Source organism: Pseudomonas sp. NFACC43 (genome assembly GCF_900119645.1).
In the GTDB taxonomy this organism is placed as follows: Bacteria; Pseudomonadota; Gammaproteobacteria; order Pseudomonadales; family Pseudomonadaceae; genus Aquipseudomonas.
Genome location: NZ_FPKK01000001.1, coordinates 347,560 through 368,644 on the forward strand (window position 1 = coordinate 347,560; position 21,085 = coordinate 368,644).

Consider the following 21,085-nt stretch of genomic DNA (forward strand, 5'->3'; position numbering starts at 1 on the left):
CACCTGCTCGATGCCCCGCATAAAAATAATCAGTGGGAGAAAAAACCAGTGAACACCTCCAGCCCCAAGGCGAATGCCGGCGCGGACCCTGTGCTGCTCTCGGCCATATCCAAGGTCAAGCGTCACATCCTGCCGCTGTTCGTCCTCATGTTTATCGTCAACTACATCGACCGCGTGAACATCGGCTTCGTGCGTGCCCACATGGAACACGACCTGGGCATCGGCGCGGCCGCCTACGGCTTCGGTGCCGGTCTGTTCTTCATCGGCTATGCGCTGTTCGAAGTCCCCTCCAACATCCTGCTGCAACGAATCGGCGCCCGGATCTGGCTGACTCGCATCATGCTCACCTGGGGCCTGGTGGCATCGGCCATGGCGTTCATCCAGAACGAAACCCACTTCTACATCCTGCGCTTTCTGCTGGGCGTGGCCGAAGCCGGCTTCTTTCCCGGGGTGATCTATTACTTCACTCGCTGGTTGCCAGGTGTCGAACGCGGCAAGGCCATCGCCATTTTCCTCAGCGGCTCGGCCATTGCCTCGCTGATCTCCGGCCCGCTGTCGGGGCTGTTGCTGCAGATCAACGGCCTGGGCATGCACGGCTGGCAGTGGATGTACTTCATCGAAGGGATGTTCTCCGTCTGCCTGTGCGTCTTCGTCTGGTTCTGGCTGGACTCCAAGCCCCACGATGCCAAGTGGCTGCAACGCGATGAACAGGACGCGCTGGTAAAAGTCATTGATGACGAACAACGGGCCCGTGAAGCCGCTACGCCGGTCAAGCTGTCCATCGGCCAGTTGCTCAAGGATCGCCAGATCATCCTGTTCTGCCTGATCTATTTCTTCATCCAGTTGACGATCTATGCCGCGACGTTCTGGTTGCCGAGCATCATCAAGAAGATGGGTGAGCTCAGCGACCTGCAGGTCGGCATGTTCAACTCGATCCCATGGCTGCTGTCGATCGTCGGCATGTACGCCTTCGCCTCGCTGTCGGCCAAGTGGAAATTCCAGCAGGCCTGGGTCGCGGCGGCCCTGTTGATCGCGGCGGCCGGGATGTTCATGTCCACCACGGGCGGACCGATCTTCGCCTTCGTCGCCATCTGCTTCGCGGCCCTGGGCTTCAAATCCGCGTCCTCGCTGTTCTGGCCGATTCCCCAGGCCTACCTGGACGCCCGGATCGCCGCCGGGGTCATCGCCCTGATCAACTCGGTGGGCAACCTTGGCGGGTTCGTCGCACCGACCACCTTCGGCCTGCTGGAGCAGCACACCGGCTCCATCCAGGGTGGCCTCTATGGCCTGGCGGCCACATCCATCATCGCCGCGATCATCGTGTTCGCCGCGCGCAACACGCCCAAGCCGAAATCCGCCACGACGCCGGCCAATCCCGCCGCCAGCCACGTTTGATATCCGATTCGTTCAAGGACAAATGCACATGACTCCACAAGAAGCCAACAAAGCGCCGATCATCACCAGCATGCAGGTCGTGCCCGTCGCCGGCCATGACGGCATGCTGCTGAACCTCAGCGGCGCCCACGGGCCGTTCTTCACGCGCAACATCGTCATCCTCAAGGACAACGCCGGCCACACCGGCGTAGGCGAAGTACCTGGCGGCGAGCGCATCCGTCAGACGCTGGAAGACGCCCGGGCCCTGGTGGTGGGCAATCCCATCGGGACCTACCAGAAGATTCTGAACAATGTCCGCCAGGCATTCGCCGACCGCGATGCCGCAGGCCGGGGCCTGCAGACGTTCGACCTGCGCATCACCATCCATGCGGTCACCGGCCTGGAAGCGGCATTGCTGGACCTGCTGGGCCAGCACCTGGACGTGCCGGTGGCGGCCTTGCTGGGCCAGGGCCAGCAACGCGATGAAGTGAAGATGCTCGGTTATCTGTTCTATGTTGGTGATCGCCAGCAGACCGACCTGCCCTACCGCAGCGAACCGGACGCCGACAACGACTGGTTCCGGGTACGCCATGAAAAAGCCCTGGATGCCGCCGCCGTGGTGCGCCTGGCCGAAGCAGCCCATGCGCGCTACGGCTTCCAGGACTTCAAGCTCAAGGGCGGCGTGCTCCGGGGCGACGAGGAAATCGAAGCAGTGACGGCCTTGGCCGAGCGTTTCCCCCAGGCCCGCATCACCCTGGACCCGAACGGCGCCTGGTCACTCAAGGAAGCCATCCGCCTGTGCCGTGACCAGCATCGGGTGCTGGCCTACGCGGAGGACCCTTGCGGGGCCGAGAATGGCTATTCGGGCCGCGAGGTCATGGCTGAGTTCCGCCGCGCCACGGGCCTGAAAACCGCCACCAACATGATCGCCACCGACTGGCGGGAAATGGGCCACGCCATCAGCCTGCAATCGGTGGACATTCCATTGGCCGACCCGCACTTCTGGACCATGCAGGGCTCCGTGCGAGTGGCACAGATGTGCAATGAGTGGGGGCTGACCTGGGGTTCCCATTCCAACAACCACTTCGACATCTCTCTGGCGATGTTCACCCACGTGGCCGCCGCCGCACCGGGGGACATCACCGCCATCGACACGCACTGGATCTGGCAGGACGGCCAGCGGCTGACCAAGGCGCCGCTGCAGATCAAGGGGGGCTGCGTGCAGGTTCCACAAAAACCGGGGTTGGGGATCGAGCTGGACACCGACCAACTGGCCAAGGCCCATGAGCTGTACAAAGGCATGGGCCTGGGCGCACGTGACGACTCGGTGGCGATGCAGTTCCTGATTCCGGGCTGGTCGTTCAACAACAAGCAGCCGTGCCTGGTGCGCTGAAAAGGCCCCGTCACCACTGCATCTGTGGGAGCGAGCCTGCTCGCGATGAGGCCAAATCAGCCAGCATGAGTATTGACTGAACTACCGCATCGCGAGCAGGCTCGCTCCCCCATTGAATTGACAGTGGCCGTAGGATTACGCCAAACCTTCCGGCCGCAGGATCAACACCGCCAGCGGCGGCAGGTTGAGTTCCAGCGACAAGGCCTGGCCGTGGCTGGGTACTTCCTCGGCGCAGGCTCCGCCGCCGTTGCCATAGTTGGAGCCGGCATAGGTGTCGGCGTCGCTGTTGAGCAGTTCCACCCAGCGCCCTCCGAACGGTACACCGACCCGATAGCTCGCACGCGGCACCGGCGTGAAGTTGGCGACCACCAGCACCGGCCTCCCCTCCTTGCTCCAGCGCAGCCACGCATAGACGCTGTTCAGCGCATCGTCGCCGATCAACCACTGGAACCCTTGGGGCGCGTCATCCTGGTCATGCAGCGCAGGTTCTTCGCGGTAAAGGCGGTTCAGGTCGCTCACCAGCTTCTGCACCCCACGGTGCTCGGCGTATTGCGTCAGGTACCAGTCCAGTTGCTGGTCGTGGTTCCACTCGCGCCACTGGCCGAATTCGCAACCCATGAACAGCAGCTTCTTGCCCGGATGGCCCCACATGAAGCTGAGGTAGGCCCGCAGGTTGGCGAATTTCTGCCAGCGGTCGCCGGGCATCTTGTCGATCAGCGACCGTTTGCCGTGGACCACTTCGTCATGAGAGATCGGCAGCACGAAGCGTTCGGACCAGGCGTACACCAGGCCGAAGCTCAGTTCGTTGTGGTGATGGGCGCGGTACACCGGATCCTGCTGGATGTAGTGCAGCGAATCGTGCATCCAGCCCATGTTCCACTTGTAGGCGAAGCCCAGGCCACCCTGTTGCGTGCTCTGGCTGACACCGGGCCACGCGGTGGATTCTTCGGCGATGACCAAGGCGCCGGGCGTTTCCAGGGCCACTACATCGTTGAGATGCCGCAGGAAATCGATGGCTTCGAGGTTTTCCCGGCCGCCGTGACGGTTGGGCACCCATTCGCCGGCCTTGCGCGAGTAGTCGCGATATAGCATCGAGGCCACCGCATCCACCCGCAGGCCATCAATATGGAAATGCTTGAGCCAGTGCAGGGCCGAGGCCAGCATGAACCCGTGCACCTCGGTACGCCCCAGGTTGTAGATCAGGGTGTCCCAGTCCTGGTGGAAGCCCTCCAGGGGGTTGCCGTATTCGTACAGCGCAGTGCCATCGAACTGGGCCAGCCCATGGGTATCGGTGGGGAAATGCGCCGGTACCCAGTCGAGGATCACCCCGATGCCGGCCTGGTGACAGGCGTTGACGAACGCGGCGAAATCGTCCGGCGACCCATAGCGCGCCGTCGGGGCGAACTGCGACAAGGGTTGATAACCCCAGGAGCCACCGAACGGGTGCTCCATGATCGGCATCAACTCGATGTGGGTGAAGCCCATCTCCTTGACGTAGGGGATCAGCCGCTCGGCCAGTTCATGCCAGTTGTACTGGCGAGACACCTCCCCTGCCTCGTCGATCTCGCATTGCCAGGAGCCGGCGTGCAACTCGTAGATCGACAATGGTGCGGCTGGTAGCTGCCGCTCGCGACGCTGCTGCATCCATTCGTCGTCCTGCCATTGGATCTTCAACGGCGCGGCGACCTTCGAGGCAGTGTCGGGCGGCATCTGGCTGGCCAGGGCCACCGGATCGGCCTTGAGGGGCAGGATGCCGTGGGCGCCGAGAATTTCGTATTTGTAGGCTTCACCGGCCCCCAAGCGGGGTATGAAAAGCTCCCATACGCCCGACGGGTAGCGGATGCGCATCGGATGGCGGCGACCGTCCCAGACGTTGAAATCTCCCACTACCGACACCCGGCGGGCATTGGGCGCCCACACGGCGAAGCGCACGCCATCGATGCCATCGACGGTGGTCAATTGCGCACCGAGGCAGGAACTGAGGTCGCGATGATTGCCTTCGGCGAACAGGTAGAGGTCCATCTCCCCCAGTAGTGGCCCGAAACTGTAGGGGTCTTCGGCCAGCTGTTCGCCCCCGGCCCAGCGGGTACGCAGCAGGTACGCCTGGGCGCGGTCGAAATGGCCGACGAACAGCCCCGGCGTTTCGGTCTGTTGCAACTCACCCAGTTCTTCGCCGCCATCGCGGGCGACCACCTGGACGCTCAGCGCACCAGGCAGGTAGGCCCGGATGAACTGTCCGCCCGCGCCGTCGCCGTGGGGGCCGAGGATGGAAAACGGGTCGTGGTGTTCGGCGCGCACCAGCGCGTCGATGTCACGGAGGGGCGGCAGCAGCGACTCTTTCGCCTGCCCCTGTGGATCCTTGTTCGAGACACTCATGATTCTCTCCACTAAATCGGTCCGGCTAAGTCGGAAAAGGGTTCCAGCCCCCTCAAGAGCCCGTACAGACCGTGCAACGGCACGGGCAGCCAGGCGGGGCGATTCTCGGCTTCATAGGCCACTTCATAGGCCGCCTTCTCCAGGCCAAACAACGCCAGCGCAGCGTCTTCGCCTTCAGCATCCTTCCACTCATGGGCAAGACTAGCTGCCGCCAGTCGATATGCCTGGACAAATGCCTGGCGGGCCTCACGCAGATAACGATCGGCGACCCGTTGCCGTGCGGCGTCGGCATCGGCCGTGCTGTCGACAGTGTTCAAATGAATCGCCATGGCCGCCGCATAATCGAAGGAACGCAATACACCGCTGACATCCTTGTACGGGCTGTGCTTGCCGCGGCGCTCAGGCAGCGGACGGGCAGGCTCGCCTTCGAAGTCGATCAGGTAGGCATCGCCCTTGATCACCAGCACCTGCCCCAGGTGCAAGTCGCCGTGTACACGGATACGCAGGCCACCGGCAGCCTTGCCGGCCAGGTCCTGCACATGGGCCAGCACGGTTTTGCGGTGTTCCAGCAAACGTGCGACCATGGCCTGGTCCGCCGGGTTCAATTGGTCCTGGTTCTGCTTGAGCAGGCGCAGGGCGTTTTCCACCTGGGCGGCCACGTCCTTGCCGATGGCCTGGGCGTCCTTGGCGCTGGTTTTCACCGCAGCGAAATCGGGGTTGTCGGTGGCCTGGGCGAGCACCTTGTGCATTTCCCCCAGGCGCTGGCCGAGCATGCCGGCGAAATCCTTCAGCTCACCCAGGGCGTTGTAATGCTGCTCCTGCTCGGAAACCGCATCGGCCAACTCGTCGCGCAGGGCACGTTCGAGGTTGTTCTGGGTCCACTCCCAGGCGTCGCCCTGATTGCTCAGGTAACCCTGGGCAATCATCAGCAGCGCATCCTCGCCCTGGGCATCACGACGAATCACCGAACCCAGCAACGGAGAAATGTTGCTGAATCCGGCGGCGGTCAGGTAGGCGCTCATCTCCAGTTCCGGATGGATACCCGAAGCGACCTTGCGGATCAGCTTGAGCACCAGGCTGCCGCCCACCACCACTGAACTGTTGGATTGCTCGGCGGACAGATACCGCACTTGCGGTTCGCTCCCCAGATTCAATGCCGCCAGGCCCTCGGTGGGCTCGAAGCGCAACTCGCCCTCGCCGCACGGCAGCACCGTGCCGACCTGCATGCCGTGCAGCACGGCGCGCACGAAGCTTTCCAGGGTAAACGCATCGGTGATCAACCCCACCTGACGGCCTCGACGAACCCGGGACAGCGCCAGTTGCTGCGGCAAGGCCGCGCCGACCTGATCCTCGGCCAGCAGGCCGAACGGCAGTTGATAGCGCAGGGTCTGCCCGGCGCTGGTGACATCGATTTCACTGAGCAGCACCGGATGCTGGGGATCGCCGAAGCGCACCCCGTAGACGAGGTCGACCTTCTCGATGGCGCTGTCCTTGCCCGCGAACCAGCGGCGGTTCTGCAGCCAGCTTGGCAGGATGGTTTGCTCCAGCGTGGTGCGCGAGGGGGCTTCGAGCAACTCTTCCAGGCGTTTTTTCAGCACCAGGGTGGTGAAATCCGGCAGGCTCTGGGCCGGTTCGACATGCCAGCTCGGCATCTGGTTTTCCGCCGCCAGGGCAAACCAGTAGAAGCCGTACGGCGCCAGGGTCAGCAGGAAATTCAACTGGCCGATGGGCGGGAAGGCGTTGCCCCCCAGCATCTCCACCGGAACCATGCCGGCATAGGCCGAAAGATCCAGCTCGGCGGCCTGGGCGCTGCGGGACACGTTGGCCACGCACAGGATGATTTCATGCTTGCCGTCCGGGCCAGTGTATTCGCGGGTATAGGCCAGGATCCGGCGATTGCTCGGCGACAGCATCTTCAAGGTGCCACGGCCAAACGCCTTGGACTGCTTGCGCACCGCCAGCATCCGCCGGGTCCAGTTGAGCAGCGAGTGCGGGTCGCCGGCCTGAGTCTCGACGTTGACCGACTGATAGCCGTACAGCGGATCCATGATGGGCGGCAGTACCAGGCTGGCGGGGTCGGCCCGGGAGAAACCGCCATTGCGGTCGATGGACCACTGCATCGGCGTGCGCACGCCATCGCGGTCCCCCAGATAGATGTTATCGCCCATGCCGATCTCGTCGCCGTAGTACAGGGTCGGCGTGCCCGGCATGGACAGCAACAGGCTGTTGAGCAGCTCCACGCGGCGGCGATCGCGCTCCATCAACGGCGCCAGGCGTCGGCGGATCCCCAGGTTGATACGCGCCCGACGGTCGGCCGCGTAGTAATTCCACAGGTAGTCGCGTTCCTTGTCGGTGACCATCTCCAGGGTCAGCTCATCGTGGTTGCGCAGGAAGATCGCCCATTGGCAATTGGTGGGGATCTCCGGGGTCTGGCGCAGGATGTCGGTGATGGGGAAACGGTCTTCCTGGGCCAGCGCCATGTACATGCGCGGCATCAGCGGGAAGTGGAATGCCATGTGGCATTCGTCGCCGTTGAGGCCTTGGGCGTCGACATCGCCGAAATACAGCTGGGTGTCTTCCGGCCACTGGTTGGCTTCGGCAAGCAACATGCGGTCCGGATAGTTGGCGTCGATTTCGGCGCGGATCAACTTGAGGACGTCATGGGTCTCGGGCAGGTTCTCGTTATTGGTGCCGTCGCGCTCGATCAGATAGGGAATCGCGTCCAGGCGCAGGCCGTCGATGCCCATGTCCAGCCAGTAGCGCATCACCGACAGCACGGCCTTGATGACCTGCGGGTTGTCGAAATTGAGGTCCGGCTGGTGGGAATAGAAGCGGTGCCAGAAGTATTGGCCCGCCACCGGATCCCAGGTCCAGTTGGATTTTTCGGTATCGAGGAAAATGATCCGCGTGCCGTCATACTTGTGGTCGTCATCGGACCAGACGTAGAAGTCCCGTGCCTTCGAACCTTTCTTGGCCTTGCGGGCGCGCTGGAACCAGGGATGCTGGTCCGAGGTGTGGTTGATGACCAGCTCGGTGATGACCCTCAGGTTGCGCTTGTGGGCTTCGGCAATGAAGCGCCGCGCGTCGCCCATGGTGCCGTAGTCAGGGCTGACGCCCCGGTACTCGGCGATGTCATAGCCGTCGTCGCGCCGGGGCGAGGGATAGAATGGCAGCAACCAGATGGTATTGACGCCCAGGTCGGCAATGTAGTCGAGCTTCTCGATCAACCCGGGGAAGTCGCCGATGCCGTCGTTGTTGGAATCGAAATACGATTTGACGTGGACCTGGTAGATCACCGCATCCTTGTACCAGAGCGGATCCTTGATGAACGTGGCGGACCGCGGTTTTTTCGCCATTTGCAACTCCTGATGAATTCAATAAGGCCGTTGGGGCACAAGGGCTCGTGTGTGGCGAGGGGATAAATCCCCTCCCCACAAAGGCCCCCGCTGGCATCTCTCGTTGCACAGCCTTACGCCGCGCTGATCCGCCAGATCCCGAACGGCTGGTAGGCCGGGTCGATGCGCATGAACTGGTATTTGCCGTACCAGGTCCAGCGGTGTCCATTCATCAAATCCTCGCCCTGGGTCTGGGCGTCGTCCGGCAACCCCATCTCCCAGAGCGGCAGTTCGAAGCTGGCTTCCTGGGGGTTATGGGGATCCAGGCTCACCGCCACCAGGATGAAATTGCTGCCATCGGGTGTGCGCTTGCCGAAATACAGGATGTTGTCGTTCCAGGCGTTGTAGATCGTCAGGCCCAGGTGCGTATGCAGCGCCGGGTTCTGGCGACGGATACGGTTGAGCTGGGCGATCTCGGCGATGATGTTGCCGGGGGCGGTGAAATCCCGAGGGCGGATTTCGTACTTCTCCGAATCGAGGTATTCCTCCTTGCCCGGTACCGGCGCCGACTCGCACAGCTCAAAGCCGGAGTACATGCCCCACAGGCCCGATCCCATGGTGGCCAGGGCTGCGCGGATCAGGAACCCCGCACGGCCCGACTCATGGAGAAACGCCGGATTGATGTCCGGGGTGTTGACGAAGAAGTTCGGTCGGTAGCACTCGCGCCACGGCGACTGATTGAGCTCCGTGAAATAGGTCGCCAGCTCGGCCTTGGTATTGCGCCAGGTGAAGTACGTATAGCTCTGGGAATAACCGACCTTGCCCAGCCGCGCCATCATCGCCGGCGTAGTGAAGGCTTCGGCGAGGAAAATCACTTCAGGGTACTGCGCCCGCACATCGGCGATCAGCCACTGCCAGAACGGCAACGGCTTGGTGTGGGGGTTGTCGACACGGAACATCTTCACGCCTTCCTTGACCCAGCCCACCACGATGTCCCGCAGCTCCAGCCACAGGCTGGGAATGGCGTCCGCCGCGTAGAAGTCGACGTTGACAATGTCCTGGTATTTTTTCGGCGGGTTTTCCGCGTATTTGATCGTGCCGTCCGGCCGCCAGCTGAACCAGCCCGGATGCTGCTTGAGCCAGGGATGGTCCTGGGAGCACTGGATGGCGAAATCCAGGGCGATTTCCAGGCCATGGTCGGCGGCGGCTTCCACCAGGCGGCGGAAGTCTTCCCGGGTACCCAGTTGTGGATGGATCGCCTCGTGCCCGCCGTCCTCGCTGCCGATGGCATACGGGCTGCCCGGGTCATCGGGGCCGGCAGTCAGGGAGTTGTTGGGGCCTTTGCGGAAACTGCGGCCAATGGGATGGATCGGCGGGAAATACAGCACATCGAAGCCCATGTCCCGGATCATCGGCAGGCGTGAATGCACGTCATTGAAGGTGCCGTGGCGGCTGGGATCGTCTGTTATCGAGCGGGGAAACAGCTCATACCAGCTGGCGAACTCGGCTTCTTTGCGTTCTACGTCCAGCGGGTACTCGGGACTGATGCTCAGGTAGGGTCGATGATCGGCCAAGGACATGAGATCGGCACTGCGTGGTGCGAGAAACAGCGCCACCTGCTCCTCGGGCAACAGGCCCGAAAGCTCATGGTGCAACGCTGCCAACTCCTCGCTCAATTCGCCGTCGCTACGCTCGGCGGCCAGTTGCACCTGGTTGCGCCCTTCCTGCAATTCGAGGCTGATGGGTACCCCAGCGCCGTACTTCTTCTCCAGTTCATAACGGAAGCTGGCGAACTGATCGAACCAGGCCTCGATACAGAACACGTAACGGCCCTGTTCGGGTACGTTGAACTGGCCTCGCCAGCTGTTGTTGCCAAGGTCGGTCATGACCTCGCTGTTCCAGACCTCATCCTCCAGCGCCCGCCAGCGGATCCGCACGGCCAGCTTGTCATGACCGTCGGCGAAGACCTTGCTGGTCACGGTCACATCCCGCCCGGCGACGACCTTGGCGGCGAATTGCCCACCGTCGATCACCGGCATGGTGTTCTCAATGGCGATACGTGGCAGCAACAAGGCGTGGGATAGTGGCAAGTGCGGGTTGTACGCCAAGTCAGTCGAGTGTTCAGCAGTCATCGAGCATCGCTCCTTTTACGCCCCATGGACGTGCTTGTGACGATAAAAAACTCACTTAACCTCCGAACCGGGCCGGCGACCAAAAGTTCAGCGAGATTTACCCGGGACACTGGGGGGATCGAACCTGGTCCCGGATGGTCAACAAGGATAAGCACGACTCAAGCCATGTGCCTCACGGAGACCCGTCCCGATGAATATTCCCATCCCGGCCGAAACACCTGATCCGAACATCGACGACCCCACTTTGCCACCGCCTGGCCCCGACCCGGAGCCCATACCGGAAAAGGACCCGCCCCTCGACCCGCAGCCGCCCGTGGGCGACCCGCCGAACGAGAATTCGCCGGAGCGGGTTTGAGGCGTCATTTATAAGCATCATGGGGCGTTAGCGGCAACGGACTGTCAGCCACCGTCAAGGTCGGCTGGCAGGCCACGTCGCCAGCAGTTGTGTGCAAGATGGCGATGAAATCAGGGTTTGTCGTCCCGCTCCTTTTCCAGGGCCCGGACAATCACCGGCATCACGCTGAAGATCGCCAGTGCCAGCACCGTGCTCAATACCGCCGTTCCTTCCTTGCCCAGGCCCGCCGCCACGCCGATGGCCGCAGTCATCCACAAGCCGGCGGCCGTGGTCAGGCCCTTTACCTGGCCTTCGTCGCCTTCATTGTTTTTCAGGATAGTGCCGGCGCCGAGAAAACCGATGCCCGCCACCACGCCCTGTATCACCCGGCTCATCGCATCGGCCTGGGAACCGGACATCTGCGGTACCAGTACGAACAGCGCAGCCCCCAGGGCAACGAGCATATGGGTGCGCACGCCTGCGGCCTTGCCCTTGTGTTCTCGCTCGAACCCCAGGATGCCGCCCAGCAGCGCGGCCATCACCAGGCGCACGGTGACCCGGGTCATCTGTTGTGTGTCGCCGAAATCGGCGAATTCCGACTGCATAGTGATCCAGACCTGATGCCACCAGGTTTCCATAGGTGCCTCCTCTTTCAGTCCATGAACGATGGACCGCAAACGACGCCAGAGGTGCGCCCGACCGCTGATCCGACGCAACGAACCCTGCCTTGCCGGCGACGCCTAACGCTTATCAACGTGAAGGAGTGACACCATGACTATGAACATCACTGACGGCATCTGCGAATTCCAGACAGCCGACGGCACGCTGGAGTGTTCCGCCAGCGAGCTGACGATCATTACCGACGCCGATAAAGCCATGTCCGCCGTGGACCTCAACGGCAAACGGATCTACCTCACCGAGGCCGAAGTCGACGCATTGACGGTAGCCGGAGCGAACGATGGGCGCCGCAATCTCAAGGCCACCGACAGCGGTTCGGCCATTTGAGCCCCCCCTGCGGGGCTGCCCTTCTTCCCTGGCACCCGGGTGGCAGGCGCAAACAGGATGGCAGCCTCGAGCAGATCAACCAGGGTGCATCAAAGTGTCGCAGGGCCTGGGCTACAGGCCATCTGATCCGGTTTTAATCGAAATACCTGAGCCTGTTATGCAAACAGTTTCGTGGTCATAGTGCCCCGGCCAGATAACGGCTGATGAGCGACCGACCATGAGCGACCGAATCCCCGTCCAGTTGATACAGACCTTCGACCCCACTCCAGGCAAGATAAAGGCCCGGAGCACCGATAACCTGATCCACACCCGCAGCTTCACCGGTTTGTTCCGCACCTTGCGCATGAGCGGCGCCGGGTTTCTGTTCCTGCTGTTCTTCGGCACCGTATGGTTGAACTGGGGCGGCCGCCAGGCGGTGCTCTGGGACCTGTCGGAAAGCAAATTCCACATATTCGGCGCGACGTTCTGGCCGCAGGATTTCATCCTGCTGTCGGCGCTGTTGATCATCGCCGCCTTCGGCCTGTTCGCGATCACCGTGTTCGCCGGGCGGGTGTGGTGCGGCTACACCTGTCCGCAAAGCTCCTGGACCTGGATCTTCATGTGGTGCGAGAAGATCACCGAAGGTGATCGCAACCAGCGCATCAAACTGCAGGCGGCGCCCTGGAGCCTGAACAAACTGCTGCGTCGCTCGGCCAAGCACACACTGTGGCTGGGCATCAGCCTGCTCACCGGCCTGACCTTCGTCGGCTACTTCACACCGATCCGGCCGCTGGCCGAAGAGTTGCTCACCCTGCAGATAGCCGGCGTCAGCCTGTTCTGGGTGCTCTTCTTCACCGGGGCCACCTACCTCAACGCGGGCTGGTTGCGCGAAGCCGTGTGCATGCACATGTGCCCTTATGCACGGTTCCAGAGCGTGATGTTCGACAAGGACACGCTGACCATTTCCTACGACTCGGCCCGTGGCGAGATCCGCGGCCCGCGCAAGCGCGACGTGAAGCCGGCCAATATCGGCCTGGGGGATTGCATCGATTGCCAGATGTGCGTGCAGGTCTGCCCCACCGGCATCGACATCCGCGACGGCCTGCAAATGGAATGCATCGGTTGCGCGGCGTGCATTGACGCCTGCGACTCGATCATGGACAGGATGGGATACGCCCGCGGCCTGATCAAATACACCTCCGAGCATCAGTTGCAAGGGGGCAAGACGCATCTGCTGCGGCCTCGGCTGGTCGGCTATACCGCCGTGCTGCTGGTGATGATCGCGGCGCTGACGATCGCGCTGGTGCAGCGGCCCATGGTCTCCCTGGATGTGAGCAAGGACCGTGGCCTGTTCCGGGAAAACAGCCAGGGCCTGATCGAAAACATCTATAGCCTGAAGATCATCAACAAGACCCAGCAGCGCCAGGATTACCACCTGTCCCTGGTGGACGGCGACGGCTTCGTCCTGCAGGGCAAGACGCAACTGAGCCTGGCGCCGGGGGAGATCGTCGACGTACCGGTGTCGGTGGCGATGCTCAGCGAAAGGCCCCGCAGCGGCTCCCAGGACATGACCTTCAAGGTGACCGATAGCGACGACCCCGGCATCCACAGTGTGGCCAAGAGCCGTTTTGTCGCGCCGATGAACCGCTGAAGCATTAAGATGCCGCACGCGTGTGGACACGAGACTGAAACGCCGATCATCCATGGCCCCGAATCGTTCATGACTGGACCGAAAATGAAACGCTACGAGAAATTCGCCGACGACATCGCCGAACTGATCCGCTCCGGCATGCTCGGGCCAGGGCAGCGCGTGCCGTCGGTACGGTATGCCAGCCAGACCTATGGGGTCAGTCCGTCCACGGTGTTCCAGGCCTATTACCTGCTGGAGCGACGCGGTATGATCCGGGCCCGGCCGCGCTCCGGCTACTTCGTCAACAACCTTGCGCCGAGCCCGTTTTCAGAGCCCGTGATCAGCAGCCAGGTCCATGAGTCGACCGAAGTCGACGTCAGCGAGCTGGTATTCTCGGTCCTGGATTCGATCAAGGACCCGGCCACCATCGCCTTCGGCTCGGCGTTTCCCAGCCCGACACTATTCCCGCTGCAACGCCTGTCCCGCTCGCTGTCCAGCGCCACGCGGGACATGGACCCGCGGGTGGTGGTCACGGACATGTCGCCTGGCAATCCGCAACTGCGCCGGCAGATCGCCCTGCGCTACATGGTCGGCGGGCTGATGCTGCCCATGGAGGAATTGCTGGTCACCAACGGCGCCCTGGAAGCCTTGAACCTGTGCCTGCAAGCCGTGACCGAACCCGGCGACCTGGTGGCCATCGAGGCGCCGGCGTTCTACGCCAGCCTGCAGGTGCTGGAGCGACTCAAGCTCAAGGCCGTGGAAATCCCGGTACACCCACGCGACGGTATCGATCTGGAAGTCCTTGAACAGACTCTGGAGCGTCATCCGGTCAAGGCCTGCTGGTGCATGACCAGTTTCCAGAACCCCATGGGCGCGACGATGCCCGAGGAGCGGAAAAAGGCGCTGGTAGCGTTGCTCAGTCGCCATCAGGTGCCCTTGATCGAGGACGACGTCTACGCCGAACTCTATTACGGCCAGCAGGCTCCAAAACCGGCCAAGGCCTTCGACACCGAAGGGTTGGTGATGCATTGCGGTTCGTTTGCCAAGAGCCTGGCGCCAGGCTATCGCATCGGCTGGGTCGCCGCCGGACGCTACGCGCAGAAAATCGAGCGGTTGAAACTCATGACGTCACTGTGCGCCTCGATGCCGGCCCAGGCCGCTATCGCCGACTACCTGCAACACGGCGGCTACGACCGGCACCTGCGCAAACTGCGCTACGCCCTGGAAGAACAGCAACGCGCGATGCTCGCCGCCATCGCCCGCTACTTCCCCCCACAGACCCGCGTCAGCCAGCCAACGGGAGGCTACTTCCTCTGGCTTGAACTGCCGGAGCTGACAGACTCGCTGAAACTGTTCCAGATGGCCCTGGCCCAGGGCATCAGCGTCGCACCGGGCCCGATCTTTTCACCGACCCAGCGGTTCAGGAACTGCATCCGGTTGAACTATGGCAGCCCCTGGAACGAGGCGTCGGAGAAGGCCATGGAGACGCTGGGGCGGATCATCCGTTCGTTCTGAGACGGATGGTCCGTACCAGCCTCACCGCGAGCGTGATTGCGATGGAGTCGGTACTGACGACACTCAGCGCCCGCCTCCCAGCTCCACGAACGTCCCGGTCGCATACGAAGCCTTGTCCGACAGCAACCAGATGATCGCTTCCGCCACTTCGTCCGGACGACCGCCCCGGGCCATGGGAATGGCCGATTCCAGCTTGCTGACCCGGTCCGGGTCGCCGCTCAGGGCGTGGAAATCGGTATAGATATAACCGGGGCGAACCGCATTGACGCGGATCCCCTCGCCGGCCACTTCCTTGGACAGACCGATGGTGAACGTGTCCAGGGCGCCCTTGGAGGCGGCGTAGTCGACATATTCGTTGGGCGAACCCAGGCGGGCCGCCACCGAGGAGACATTCACGATACTCCCGCCCTGCCCGCCGTGCCGGGGCGACATGCGCAGCACCGCGTGCTTGGCGCAGAGAATCGGCCCCAGCACATTGGTCTTCATGATCTTGAGAAGGCGGAACTCGGACATTTCATCGAGCCGGGACTTGTGGGCCACCGTGCCGGCATTGTTCACCAGGGCCGTCACCCGCCCCAGTTCGGCGTCGACCCGGTTGAACAGGCCGACCACCTCGTCCTCGATACTGACATCGGCCCGCACGGCGATCGCCTGGGCGCCCTTGGCGCGGACCTGTTCGAGCACGTCCTGTGCGGCGTTCTCATCGGCCTGGTAGTTGATGCAGATCCGATACCCCTGCTCGGCAGCCAGCAGCGCCGTGGCCGCGCCGATACCGCGGCCACCACCGGTGATGACGATGACTTTATCCACTTTGCTCTCCCGTTCCCCGGATAGACGTCCGGCCCAAGAATAACGTTCAGGCACGCTTTTGCACAAAGCGCTCCGCTTAGCGGGCCAGCGCCCGCAGATCCAGGTGTCCGTCCAGCAGCGGCGGGCACCAGTAGTAGCCGCCGGTGATCGGCCGGCTCATGCGATACAGCCCATCGGTGATGCCGTCTTCCAGGCCGCTCATGCGGCGCAATTGCGCCTCGAAAGCGTCGAGGGAAAAGCCGAAGGCCAGGAACATCAGGCCGGCACGATCGCCTTCGATCCACGGCATGGAGCGACGCACGACGAACGCCTGCGGGGTGAAGCTTTCCTGGGCGGTGCGTTTGACGTGGGCCGACTCCGGCGCGTCATCGAGTTCCTCGTTGTCGCTCAGGCGGCGTCCCATGATGTTGTCACGCTCATGGGGCTGCATCGCGGCAAAACCGTCCAGATCATGCTGCCATTGCTGGATCGCGGCGAAACTGCCGCCGCGCACGCCATCGACGCCCTGGACCAGGGCCGCGGCGACGGCGGCTTCGTCATGGGGGTTCTCGGTGCCGTCTTCGTAGCCGGTCAGGTCATGGCCGCTCATGTGGCGGAAGGTTTCGTTCATCTGCACAAGGCGCAACGCCGGGGCCAGCGCCGCTTCGATGGCGCGACTGCGATGCAGCAATTCGCCGCGGTCTTCGCCGTGCAGCCAGCACCACAGGGCATGCTGGGTCGATGGGTTGTCCACGCCCACGCCGGCCAGGGCAGGAAACGCCCGCAAGCCTTCGACCTGCGCACCCAGCGCCTGGACCAGCGACTCGCCGAAGCCGATGACCGCGCGGCCATCCAGTTGCAGCGACAACCGATCGATCGCAGCCGGCAGCGCCTCGACCGATTCCAGGGCGAAGAACAAATGACGGGCCTGAGGCGGGACAGGGGTGGCGAGAATGCCGGGCTGGTAGTAGCTCATGTGGACTCCTTTAGAAAGACTGCGAGTTTACCCGGCGGCCGTGGGTTTGTGGTGGTTGCGTGGGCTCGCGGACGCGCCCTGGCGACACAGGTTTGCTGTAGGACCACTCTTGCAACTTCGTCGGATGGCTCGGATCTTCGCCTGGCAAGCAAGTCTCCGGTTGCCCGGCAGCCAAAAACTTCCTAGATTGACCGCCCCCCAAGTGCGTCACGCACCGGGCTGCCGTACGCAGAGCGGCTGAACCCTCGCCCCCATGGAGAAACGGTCGAACATGCAAATGGCCAAATCGATACTCGCCGGCACTTTCCTGCTGCTCGGCGCAGTCCCCCAGGGCTTTGCCCAGGAACGCCTCGAAGACACGGTCAATGCGGTTATCCAGCCCTTGATGAAACAGCAGGACATCGCCGGCATGGCGGTGGCGATCACCCAGGATGGCAAACGTCATTTCTTCAATTACGGGGTCGCCTCGAAGGACACGAAAGCGACGGTCACCGACCAGACCCTCTTCGAAATCGGCTCGGTCAGCAAGACCTTCACCGCGACCCTTGGCGCCTATGCCCAGGCCCGGGGCAAGCTGTCCCTGGCGGACCCGGCCGGGCGCCATGCCCCGGAGCTGCAAGGCAGCGCCCTGGAACATGCCAGCCTGCTCAACCTCGCGACCTACACACCCGGTGGGTTGCCATTGCAGTTTCCCGACGATGCAGACCGCCCGGACCGGATGTTCGGGTATTTCAAGACCTGGAAACAACTCTACCCGGCCGGTACCCAGCGGCTCTATTCGAACCCGAGCATCGGCCTGTTCGGCTATCTGGCGGCCCGCAGCCTGGGTCAGCCGTTCGATGAGGCGATGGAGAAGGTGCTGATGCCGGCGCTGGGCCTCAAGCATGGTTATCTGCATGTACCCGCGCAACAGTCGGGCCGATACGCCCAGGGATATTCGAAGGATGGCAAGCCTGTCCGGGTCGGGCCCGGCGCGCTGGATTCCGAAGCGTATGGCGTGAAGATCAGTTCGTCGGACCTGATTCGTTTCGTCGAGGCCAACCTGCACCCGGAAAAACTCGGCGCCGATCTGCAGCAGGCCATCGGCACCACCCATACTGGTTTCTACCAGGTTGGTGGAATGACCCAGGGCCTGGGCTGGGAGTTCTACCCTTACCCGGTCAGCCTGGAGCAACTGCTGGCCGGCAATTCTCCCCAGATGGCCCTCACCCCGCAGAAGGCGACGTTGCTCCAACCGCCTCGCCCCGCACCGGACAATGCCTGGATCAACAAGACCGGTTCCACGGGAGGCTTTGGCGCCTACGTGGCGTTCGTACCGGGCAGGGACATGGGCATCGTGCTGCTGGCGAACAAGAATTATCCCATCGAGGAACGGGTGAAAGTCGCCCATAGGATCCTGACGGCACTGGACAGCCAATAACGAGGGCCACGAGTTACCTGTGTCGAGGGGATTTACCCCGCTGGGGCGCGCAGCGGCCCTGGAATTCTGGCAACCTGGTGTATCAAGCAGATCGGGGTGGCCGCTCGGCAGGGCTGCTGTGCAGCCCAGCGGGGATAAATCCCTTCGCCACAAGGGCGGTCGGCCTAGCGGAAAATCAGTCCTCCAGCGGCTTCGGCGCCTTCGTTGCCTTGGCCGGCTTGGTGGCTTTGGCATCCTTGGCCGGGGCGGCTTCGGTGACGGGAGGTGGAGCGGGAGGCGTGGCTTGCTTTTCGGTCGCGGGCAGCTTGTCGACGGTGTCGAAGATGTCTTTCAGCTCGATCGCCCCGGAATGTTCAAGCTTCTTTTCCCCATCCTTGCCCACCAGGATGACCTTGGTCTGGGCGCCGGCCCCCAACTTCAGAGAACGGATCAAGGCCATGGTGTTCTGCGGGTCCAGGTCCTTGCCGTCCCGCTGCCCTATTGTGTTGAGTACGGTGTAAAGCACCATGTTGCGCTCGGAAAAGCCTTGCTTGCCTGCCGGTTCCTCCAGGGCCTTTTTCAGGCTGACCCAGGTCGGGTCGACGGTGCTGGGAGCGATGACGATCAGCGGGCGGGTTTTGCCTGTCTCCGCCACCAGGGGCGAGTCGCCATCGGCGGCGAACAAGGGGCCGGCGAAGGCCAGCAAGGTAGCGAAGGTCAACGACCGAATGAGCATGCGCCTCTCCTTTTGATATTCACGCTGTACTGATTGCACAGGGCGGCGAATGTTCCGCGAGAGAGTCCCCCGATACTGCGCCTGTCTGACTTGAAGCTTAGGCCAGCGGGTCCATTGCGCAACCGGGATACCAGAGCGAGCTTGCCCACTGAAGTCGTGGGCCAGTCGGCGAAGATGCTGGATGTGCAGCAGCTTTCACGGTCGAGGCGCACCCACCGAAAAGGGTCGAGGGTGCGCCTGGGTCAGGTGGCGGATCAGAACGCCAGTTTGAACCCGATCATTGCCAGCATCACCGCCAGGCACGGGCGCAGCAGCTCGTCGGAAATGCGTCCCGACAGATGACTGCCAAGGTAGATGCCGGGCAACGAGCCAACCAGCAGGAAGCCCAGGATGTGCCAGTCCATGTTGCCCATGCTCGCATGGCCGAGGCCGGCGACGAGGGTCAGTGGCACGGCGTGGGCGATTTCGGTGCCCACCAGGCGCCTGGTCACCAGGAACGGGTAAAGCACGAACAAGGCAACGGTACCCAGGGCGCCGGCACCGATGGAGGTCAACGCGACCATCGTGCCCAGCACCACGCCGGTGACGACTGTCAGCAGGTTGAGTCGCGAGCCGGTGGGATTGTAATGGCCGCCCGCGCGGTCATGGGCGAATTGCAGCAGGCGCTTCTTGAACAGAATCGCCAGGGCCGTGGCGAACAGTACGAACCCAAGGGCCTGCTTGATGATCGCATTCATCGCATCGGGAGAACTGTGCAGGGTGCTGAGAAACCACAGGGTCAGGCCCACCGCTGGCACGCTGCCCAACGTCAGCCAGCCCGTGATGGCCCAATCGATGTTGCGGTTCCTGGCGTGAACCAGGACGCCGCCAGACTTGGTGATGGCCGCATAAAGCAGATCCGTCCCCACCGCAGTCGCAGGGTTGATACCAAACCACAGCAGGATGGGGGTCATCAGCGAACCGCCACCCACGCCGGTCATTCCGACGATGAAGCCGACCACCAGGCCCGCTACGACTAAACCGACATTACCGAAATCCATCAACCCGTCTCAGCGCAACCGCGTGAAAAATCTGGCCGCGAGCATAGCGATTTTTCTTATAACCCCCTATATCGATGTGATCTATCTTTATGCCTTTTCTACCTATTGAACCGGTAGGAAATTGAGGAACAGCAGGCTCTGGGCATAGTTGAGGCCGATACGCCGGTACCGCTCGTCCAGCATTTGGGTCAGCAAATCCAGGCGCGCGACGATTTTCCCGAACTCCACAGCGAAACTCAGGTTGCTGCCCTCCTCCGAGATCTCGTTGGAAAACAGCAACAATTTGCCATCTTTATCCTGCCGCTGGCTCAACAGCCAGGTGGCTTTTTCGATGTTGCGCGCCGCGTTGCTGACAAAGCGCGGGTCAATGGTGTCGGTCATGTAGAACTCGAGCCGATTGCCATGGGCCGTCACCAGCATGCTGCCGATGGCGTAGATGAAGGCGCCGACCCGGTCGCCGAGAAACTCGGGGCTCATGGCATATCTCAAGGCCGCCAGGTCCTTCTTTCCACCCAGGGTCGGTAATGGCTGCTGTTGCTCGATGGCCATGCGCACCTGCTTTTCCGCGCTGCGTGCGTCAAGGAAGCCGGACTTGCGCAATTCTTCAGGGTTGCGCAGGTACAGCTTGTTCATCAGCAGATAAAGACTTTGCAGGTTGTCATGCATCGCCAGCGTCGCCATGCGGTCGACGCTGGTCTGCAGAAACTCCTGGGGCTTGGTGTTGCTGAACTGCGTGACCATGTCCTGCCCCTGCTGATGACTGCAACCGACATTGGACAACGCCAGCGCACCGACCAGAAGCGCCGGGCAGCAACGTCGCAAGACCATCAGTGGGCAAAAAACACCGGCCATCGAATCTCGATCTGGGCATGGGGAGGCGGTGGGGCTCGCCGCTTCCTGGCCATGGATAGAGCGGCAAAAATCATAAAAGTGCGGTGCCCGGCGAAATGAGCTCAGTACGAGGAAAGCTGCGCGCACCTAATTAGTCTTACTTTTTAATTGAAAAATCCTGGTTAATGGCTATAAATCCTCTCGCAACACGCAAATAGAAAGACTACTGAACAGAAAAACC

16 protein-coding genes are annotated in these 21,085 nt (G+C 62.5%); 7 read left to right on the forward strand and 9 right to left on the reverse strand.

What is annotated here, in order from left to right:
- Window positions 1-48 precede the first annotated feature (48 nt).
- Both BT179_RS01465 and gudD read left to right on the forward strand, forming a co-directional pair.
- Window positions 49-1,395 carry an MFS transporter gene (locus BT179_RS01465; RefSeq protein WP_072394239.1) on the forward strand — a complete coding sequence of 449 codons (1,347 nt, stop codon included), beginning with the start codon at window positions 49-51 and terminating at the stop codon, window positions 1,393-1,395.
- Between the two features lie 28 nt (window positions 1,396-1,423).
- Window positions 1,424-2,767 carry a glucarate dehydratase gene (gudD, locus tag BT179_RS01470; RefSeq protein WP_072394236.1) on the forward strand — a complete coding sequence of 448 codons (1,344 nt, stop codon included), beginning with the start codon at window positions 1,424-1,426 and terminating at the stop codon, window positions 2,765-2,767.
- 135 nt (window positions 2,768-2,902) lie between these two features.
- Here gudD and glgB read toward each other — a convergent pair whose 3' ends face one another.
- From glgB to BT179_RS01485, 3 genes are all read right to left on the reverse strand, one after another.
- Window positions 2,903-5,143, reverse strand: a complete 2,241-nt coding sequence (gene glgB / locus BT179_RS01475) for a 1,4-alpha-glucan branching protein GlgB (RefSeq protein ID WP_072430427.1) — start codon at window positions 5,141-5,143, stop codon at window positions 2,903-2,905.
- Between the two features lie 11 nt (window positions 5,144-5,154).
- Complete coding sequence (treS, locus tag BT179_RS01480; protein WP_072430426.1) at window positions 5,155-8,499, reverse strand: maltose alpha-D-glucosyltransferase; 3,345 nt, start codon at window positions 8,497-8,499, stop codon at window positions 5,155-5,157.
- A gap of 113 nt (window positions 8,500-8,612) precedes the next feature.
- A complete protein-coding gene (locus tag BT179_RS01485) occupies window positions 8,613-10,610 on the reverse strand; it encodes an alpha-1,4-glucan--maltose-1-phosphate maltosyltransferase (RefSeq protein ID WP_072430425.1) in 1,998 nt (665 codons plus the stop codon).
- Window positions 10,611-10,800: 190 nt separating this feature from the next.
- Between BT179_RS01485 and BT179_RS26680 the strand changes: the two genes are divergently transcribed.
- Entirely contained in the window at window positions 10,801-10,965 is a 165-nt protein-coding gene (locus BT179_RS26680) for a hypothetical protein (protein WP_165887612.1), read from the forward strand.
- 110 nt (window positions 10,966-11,075) lie between these two features.
- Here BT179_RS26680 and BT179_RS01490 read toward each other — a convergent pair whose 3' ends face one another.
- Complete coding sequence (locus BT179_RS01490; protein ID WP_072430424.1) at window positions 11,076-11,582, reverse strand: MgtC/SapB family protein; 507 nt, start codon at window positions 11,580-11,582, stop codon at window positions 11,076-11,078.
- A 133-nt stretch (window positions 11,583-11,715) separates the two neighbouring features.
- Between BT179_RS01490 and BT179_RS01495 the strand changes: the two genes are divergently transcribed.
- The 3 genes from BT179_RS01495 to mapR all read left to right on the forward strand — a co-directional run bounded on the left by BT179_RS01495 (window position 11,716) and on the right by mapR (window position 15,073).
- Entirely contained in the window at window positions 11,716-11,949 is a 234-nt protein-coding gene (locus BT179_RS01495) for a DUF3203 family protein (protein WP_053154459.1), read from the forward strand.
- A gap of 217 nt (window positions 11,950-12,166) precedes the next feature.
- Window positions 12,167-13,579, forward strand: coding sequence for a cytochrome c oxidase accessory protein CcoG (ccoG, locus tag BT179_RS01500; RefSeq protein ID WP_072394225.1), 1,413 nt, complete (start codon window positions 12,167-12,169; stop codon window positions 13,577-13,579).
- Between the two features lie 84 nt (window positions 13,580-13,663).
- Window positions 13,664-15,073 (forward strand): GntR family transcriptional regulator MpaR, encoded by a 1,410-nt coding sequence (gene mapR, locus BT179_RS01505; protein ID WP_072430423.1) that lies wholly within the window; start codon window positions 13,664-13,666, stop codon window positions 15,071-15,073.
- A 63-nt stretch (window positions 15,074-15,136) separates the two neighbouring features.
- Here the strand turns inward: mapR and BT179_RS01510 are convergent, their stop codons facing one another.
- Together BT179_RS01510 and BT179_RS01515 are read right to left on the reverse strand one after the other, a co-directional pair.
- On the reverse strand, window positions 15,137-15,883 hold the full coding sequence (locus BT179_RS01510; RefSeq protein WP_072394219.1) for an SDR family oxidoreductase: 747 nt from the start codon (window positions 15,881-15,883) through the stop codon (window positions 15,137-15,139).
- Window positions 15,884-15,959: 76 nt separating this feature from the next.
- Entirely contained in the window at window positions 15,960-16,838 is an 879-nt protein-coding gene (locus BT179_RS01515; protein WP_072394216.1) for a Dyp-type peroxidase, read from the reverse strand.
- 271 nt (window positions 16,839-17,109) lie between these two features.
- On the opposite strand from BT179_RS01515, the gene ampC reads away from it, so the two are divergent.
- Entirely contained in the window at window positions 17,110-18,258 is a 1,149-nt protein-coding gene (gene ampC / locus BT179_RS01520; protein ID WP_083568869.1) for a class C beta-lactamase, read from the forward strand.
- 175 nt (window positions 18,259-18,433) lie between these two features.
- On the opposite strand, the gene BT179_RS01525 is transcribed toward ampC, so the two are convergent.
- The 3 genes from BT179_RS01525 to BT179_RS01535 all read right to left on the reverse strand — a co-directional run bounded on the left by BT179_RS01525 (window position 18,434) and on the right by BT179_RS01535 (window position 20,841).
- The gene (locus tag BT179_RS01525) at window positions 18,434-18,973 is read right to left on the reverse strand and encodes a DUF4174 domain-containing protein (protein ID WP_072430422.1); all 540 of its coding nucleotides are present in this window, start codon (window positions 18,971-18,973) and stop codon (window positions 18,434-18,436) included.
- A 254-nt stretch (window positions 18,974-19,227) separates the two neighbouring features.
- Window positions 19,228-20,013, reverse strand: coding sequence for a sulfite exporter TauE/SafE family protein (locus BT179_RS01530; protein WP_072430421.1), 786 nt, complete (start codon window positions 20,011-20,013; stop codon window positions 19,228-19,230).
- A 102-nt stretch (window positions 20,014-20,115) separates the two neighbouring features.
- Window positions 20,116-20,841, reverse strand: a complete 726-nt coding sequence (locus BT179_RS01535) for a hypothetical protein (protein WP_256343830.1) — start codon at window positions 20,839-20,841, stop codon at window positions 20,116-20,118.
- Window positions 20,842-21,085: the final 244 nt, after the last annotated feature.